General features: G+C 44.0%; 4 protein-coding genes. 3 read left to right on the top strand and 1 reads right to left on the bottom strand.

Annotated features, from left to right (window positions below):
- Positions 1-53: 53 nt before the first annotated feature.
- On the bottom strand, positions 54-800 hold the full coding sequence (locus PY364_RS02725) for a creatininase family protein (protein ID WP_275520317.1): 747 nt from the start codon (positions 798-800) through the stop codon (positions 54-56).
- Positions 801-1,053: 253 nt separating this feature from the next.
- Here PY364_RS02725 and PY364_RS02720 point away from each other — a divergent pair, with 253 nt between their 5' ends.
- From PY364_RS02720 to PY364_RS02710, 3 genes are all read left to right on the top strand, one after another.
- The gene (locus PY364_RS02720; protein ID WP_275520315.1) at positions 1,054-1,269 is read left to right on the top strand and encodes a hypothetical protein; all 216 of its coding nucleotides are present in this window, start codon (positions 1,054-1,056) and stop codon (positions 1,267-1,269) included.
- An 85-nt stretch (positions 1,270-1,354) separates the two neighbouring features.
- Positions 1,355-2,098, top strand: coding sequence for a response regulator transcription factor (locus tag PY364_RS02715; protein ID WP_275520313.1), 744 nt, complete (start codon positions 1,355-1,357; stop codon positions 2,096-2,098).
- Between the two features lie 378 nt (positions 2,099-2,476).
- Entirely contained in the window at positions 2,477-4,729 is a 2,253-nt protein-coding gene (locus PY364_RS02710; protein WP_275520310.1) for an alkaline phosphatase PhoX, read from the top strand.
- Positions 4,730-5,092: the final 363 nt, after the last annotated feature.

Below are 5,092 nucleotides of genomic sequence, written 5' to 3'. Positions count from 1 at the left end.
GGTAATTAAACCGCCCAGAGGGCGGCGTTACGTAAATAAAACCCGAAAATTTTTCAATCCGAACTCAAAAATTCTAAATAACTATTACTCAATTCTTTCACGGCCAATTCGTAAAACTTTTGACCATGTTCCGGTGTCGCCAAAGCCGGATTAGAACCCATACGACCATCAGGATATCGGCGGCGAAAGTCAGTTGCGCCATAAATTTTATGTCCAGAAGCAACCTTTTCTGATAGCGGTGCTTGCTTAATTGCCTCTGGATAGACATACTGAGTTAAGGCCACTTCGCTAGGCGTAGCGTGGGAACCTTCGCGATCGCCATACAATTCCTTTGCTAACTTGTAAACAGAACTGCACATAAACCAATTGCCTACAGAACACTGCACCAAATCAGCATTTTTAATGTTCAAATCCGACAAATGAGCGTAAGTTTCAGAGAAAGCAGCCTTCATCGTCGCAATATTGCCACCGTGACCGTTAATAAAGAAAAACTTAGTAAAACCCGCTTTGGTCAAACAAGTGATATAATCACGGATCACGAGTATCAGAGTGCTAGGTCGCAAACTAACCGATCCTGGGAAATCCGTATGATGTAGAGCCATCCCGACATTAATCGTCGGCCCCACCATCGCTTTGACCTCTTCGCCAACACCCTTAGCGATCGCCTCCGCGCAAATCGCATCAGTCCCAATCAACCCCGTAGGCCCGTGTTGTTCCGTCGAACCGATCGGCAAAATCATACCCTGAGATTGCCCTAGATAGGTTTCTACTTCCGGCCATGTACTTAAATGCAGCAACATTATAAAAATTAAAGAAATCTTAATGTACAAACTTCATCTTAACGACCAATACCGCTTGTGAACTTAGGATTTTACTTCAATCTCAAGTCAATCTCAACTTTAGAGTTTTGCGTACCATTAGCAATGGTATTACTTAACGTTAATAATTTAACCATTATATAACCAACTCTTTACCTTCTAATAACCTTTAACCTGTAATATAAGCCCATCCTCTATATTGATTCAGTACAACCTGGTTAACTGTAAGTGGGCGATGTTTAATAAATTAACGCCAACCATCAGAAACAACCAGGCATCAGATGCCTGTACACAGCAAGACAGCGCTGCTACTGCAACTGCTCAACACCTGAATTCGTTTTGTAGGGGTAGTGTTTCCATTGCTACCCTGTACGAGCAACTCAATCAAGTTGAGCACCTGTTTGTTGGATGGACTGGCAAAGAACTGAAAGCGAGCGCTGCTTTTGCTTAAGGGCGATCGCAGTACCAAGAGCGCCTAAGCTACTAAAGAAGGCGGCTCCCACCAGCCACAAACAAACATAACTCTAACAATATTTATGTCTTCTGCTGAATTAAGCGAAAGTCCTTCAAAGCCGGCTATCAAACAAGCTGGCCGCATACTATTACTAGAAGGTGAAGAGTTACTGCGGGAAATGCTGGCTTTAGCTTTAGAAGAGCAGGGCTACGACGTGCTTGTTACTACCGACGGGCGCAACGCACTTCCCTCAGTGCAAAGTCCTTCATTTCATCATCACGGGGAATTTCCATTCAACCTGTTAATTATGGATTCAATTAACGGTTTGGATCTGTGTCGAATGTTACGGCATCAAGGAAATCCCGTACCAATTTTGATCGTTGGTGCGAGAGGGAGCGCCAACAACTGCGCCTTTTACCTAGAAGCAGGAGCCGATGACTACTTAACCAAACCCTTTGGGATGCGGGAATTTATTGCCCGCTGTCGCGCCTTGATGCGCCGCCAGCGTCTAGGTCAACTACCCCATCCTGTAATGCTCCAATATAAGAGCATAACTCTCTATCCAGAAGAATGCCGCGTCATTGTTCGTGGCGAAGAAGTGAAAATTTCTCCTAAGCAGTTTCGGTTACTGGAACTATTTATGAGTTACCCTCGGCGAGTTTGGTCTCGCGATCAATTGCTCGAACAAATTTGGGGTCACGATTTTATTGGAGACAGTAAAACTGTTGACGTTCACATTCGCTGGCTGCGTGAGAAAGTGGAAATAGAACCCAGTAAGCCAGAGTACATTATTACCGTGCGAGGATTCGGCTATAGATTTGGTTGAAGTAATGATAATTATAATTGTAAGGTGGGCATTGACCACCTTACTTTTTTGTGTCTAAATCCAGCGTAACGCCGCCATCTTGGCGGTAAAGAAACCACCTTATCCAGCGTAACGCCGCCATCTTGGCGGTAAAGAAACCACCTTATCCAGCGTAACGCCGCCATCTTGGCGGTAAAGAAACCACCTTGGCGATTGCTATAAATAAACCGCCAAGATGGCGGCGTTACAACTTTCTTCTGCTATCGCTAATTGCTTAACCTCTCGATTACTAAAAGCTTACCACTTCCTAAACTTCATCGAATAGAATCTTAATCAGGATTTTTATAATCAATCCGCTTTCATTCCACCTGTAATCAGTAGTTAAGCAATTCTTTACTTATGGCAATTAAACGTCGAGACTTTCTTCTTTTCTTAGGTGCAGGTGCAAGTGCAATTGCCTGCGGTTCCTTCCAATCTTCAGAAAAGAAACTTTCCATGCGGTTTACGGATTCAGTCACCGCCGCTAGTCTGCCAAACGGTATCAGCTTTCAGCCAGTTAAAGGCCCAATGCCTTTAGAAACAAGCACTTTGGTTGCAGATTCAGGCCAATTAATGTCAATTAGTAGAGTTTCGCCAGAACAGCAAGTAAAAGCTTACAACACTTACGAAGTCGCAGACGAGCTCCTACTTCCAGAAGGTTTTACCTACGACATTGTTGCTGCTTGGGGTGACAAAGTAGGTGATTCTCGCTTCGGCTACAATAACGATTATCTTTCCTTCATTGAAACCGTCAAAGATGAAGGATTTTTGACCGTTAACTTCGAGTACATTAGTGCTGTACCTTGGACTGAAACTTATCAAAAAGTAATTGGTAAATCTTTGCCATTTGATAAGCTAGAAACAGCCATGAAAGCTGCTGGCAAAGATGGCATTAATGCTTATGTTTTGGCAGCTAACGATCCGACAAAAGCGATGATTCGGGAAATTGCCAAGGAAGCCATGATTGATTTAGGAATTGGTGTAATTTCTATTCGCCGTAACCCTGACGGGAAATGGGTAAGAACTAATTCCAAGGCCGATCGCCGCATTACTGGAATTTCCGGTTTAGCAGACGGACGCTATCTGAAATCAACTGGCCCGGCTGTTGCCATTTTCCGCAAAAAAGGTAAAGGCTACGATGATAAATTGGGCGATAAAATTATCGGCACTTTTAACAATTGTGCTGGAGGAACAACGCCTTGGGGAACTGTTTTAAGTTGTGAAGAAAATTACCAAGATTTTGTACCAGAAGCTGTTAATCCTGATGGTAGTTCTTTTGAGCCAAGTAAGAAAACCTTTTTCAAAGATGATGAGCAAATGGGAGGTTTAGGAAATGTATTCGGCTTAGCTGGAAATAAGTATGGTTGGATGGTAGAATTAGATCCTGCTAATCCGAATGACTATGGCACTAAGCATACTTGGCTAGGACGCTATCGCCATGAAGCTGTAGGCGTGCGTGTGGTTGCTGGTAAACCTTTAGCGTTTTATTCGGGATGCGATCGCCGTAGCGGACATCTCTACAAATTTGTGAGCAGTGGTAAAATTAGTAATCCCACCGATAAAGCCAACTCTAAACTGTTGACAAATGGAATGCTTTATGCAGCAAAATTCAATCCCGATGGTACTGGTCAATGGATTGCTTTAAAAGCAGATACTCCCGTTAATCCCGATCTGCCTAGCGTCCACGCAGGAGGAATGATTACCTTGCCTAAGCGTCCAGATGGTGGCATTTTCAAAGCTGAAAAGGATGAAGATATTGCCGCCTTTAAACAGCAGTTTAAGACCTTGGGCGACCTCTATGAAGGCAATGCTGAGGAAAAGCAAGGGGCAATTTTAATTGATGCTCACTATGCCGGTAATGCTGTCGGTGCTACTTGTACGGCGCGGCCAGAAGATACTGAAATTGCGACCGATGGTTCGCTGTATGTCACCTTTACTTCTGGGGCTCCTAGTGGTAGTGATGGTGGGCCTGATTTGCGAATTTTCAAGGGTAAAGATGGCAAAGCTTACGAGTATGGCTGGATCTTACATTTAACCGAAGATGGTAATGAACCAGGGGCGATGAAATTTCAGTGGAAAATGTTTGCAACGGGGGGTGAACCTGCTGATGGTGGGTTAGGTTTTGCTAATCCAGATAATTTGGCGATCGACAATAATGGTAATGTTTGGATGGTGACAGATATCTCCAGTGACAAGTACAACAAAGCGATACCAACGCGAGTAGATAAGGAAGGTAAAGCAGTTAGTCAGTCTGACTTGCGGGGTTTATTTGGTAATAGTTCTATCTGGTTTATGCCAACATCGGGCTCCAATGCAGGAGAAGCTTATTTATTTGGTATTGGGCCGATGGAGTGTGAAACTACGGGGCCATTTTTTACTAATGATGGACACACTTTATTTCTCTCAGTACAGCATCCGGGGGAAGTTAATGGGATGCGGAAGGAAATGATGGCTCAAAACCGTCAGTTGGCGATGAAAACTACTGATGGGAAAGAGTTTATGCAGACTCGTAAAGTGCCAATTGGTTCTAACTGGCCGGGGGGGAAGGTTAACGATTCGCCTAAGCCTGCGGTGGTGGCTATTCGGCGGGTGAATAATCAATCGCTTACTTAGTTCGGACTTACAGACGATCGCATTACAGCCGCTAAGTAGCTGGACAAAAATAAAGAATGTCATTGCGAGCCTTGAGATTGCTTCGCTGGGCTCGCAATGACATAGCTTCGCTGGGCTCGCAATGACATAGCTACGTTTACTAATGTCATAGTCTCTTGACATTCGCTTGTAAATCGAAGTCGTTATGAGTATGATTTAATAAGAAACAAGAAATAGAGCCGCAATGAGGATAGAAGAGTGCGATTCGTTTAACCTAAAATAAGCCGAAAAGCTTATGGGACGGTTAGCCTAGCTGCTCAGGCAGTTAGTGACAACTGGTTACATTTGTAGGTGAGGGTTCAGCCCAAATCCTACCCCTCAAGT

The sequence above is a fragment of the Kamptonema sp. UHCC 0994 genome (genome assembly GCF_029167235.1).
Taxonomy (GTDB): domain Bacteria; phylum Cyanobacteriota; class Cyanobacteriia; order Cyanobacteriales; family Microcoleaceae; genus Kamptonema.
The sequence above is the reverse complement of the archived record's forward strand: the minus strand, read 5'-3'. Positions and strand labels throughout refer to the sequence as shown.

Coding starts and splice junctions, on each gene's coding strand:
- PY364_RS02725 (WP_275520317.1), bottom strand. CDS start 800: ATGTTGCTGCATTTAAGTACATGGCCGGAAGTAGAAACCTATCTAGGG.
- PY364_RS02720 (WP_275520315.1), top strand. CDS start 1,054: ATGTTTAATAAATTAACGCCAACCATCAGAAACAACCAGGCATCAGAT.
- PY364_RS02715 (WP_275520313.1), top strand. CDS start 1,355: ATGTCTTCTGCTGAATTAAGCGAAAGTCCTTCAAAGCCGGCTATCAAA.
- PY364_RS02710 (WP_275520310.1), top strand. CDS start 2,477: ATGGCAATTAAACGTCGAGACTTTCTTCTTTTCTTAGGTGCAGGTGCA.